We start from the raw sequence: 511 nt of genomic DNA, 5'->3' as shown, positions 1-511 counted from the left end.
ATGTTACTTTGGAGCCTGGAACCTACACTGTTACTCCAGAAGACATCCAAAATGGACTTTTCCCTGATTACACTGAGTTTTCAGGCAGAAAAAACTATGTCTTATTTCTTTTTTCAGGAAATAATAGTGTTTACGATTTTACAGACGTAACCATAAATGTAGAAACAGCCGTTTTTAATGCTTACACTGATGCTTACGATAATTTTTATGAAGTACAAACGACTGGAAATAACAACGTACTTAAAAATTTAACTTTAATAGATTTAGGTAGCGTAAATGATTATCCAAAAAATGGTGCTTGTAACATTACAATGGATGGTTCGAATAACAGAATAGAAGGTTTTCACATTACAGCTAAAGGTTCCTATCCTTATGGGTATGGAGATGCCTTTGGTAAAGGAGGCACTTACACTATTAAACACTATAAGCATAGTGCTTTTTTAATTCGTGGAGAATCTAATCATGCTAAAGGAGTTACCATTATTCACAGAACTTACGGACACTGTATGTT

The 511-nt window shown here is 33.9% G+C and carries 1 protein-coding gene; it reads left to right on the top strand.

Features of this window, described 5'->3' with window-relative positions:
• A partial coding sequence (locus PsAD46_RS28165) for a hypothetical protein (RefSeq protein ID WP_206599631.1) occupies window positions 1–511 on the top strand: 511 nt, incomplete at both ends.

Origin of the sequence: Pseudovibrio sp. Ad46 (assembly GCF_001623065.1) — a bacterium.
Classification (GTDB): domain Bacteria; phylum Pseudomonadota; class Alphaproteobacteria; order Rhizobiales; family Stappiaceae; genus Pseudovibrio.
This window is presented reverse-complemented; position numbering and strand designations above follow the sequence as displayed.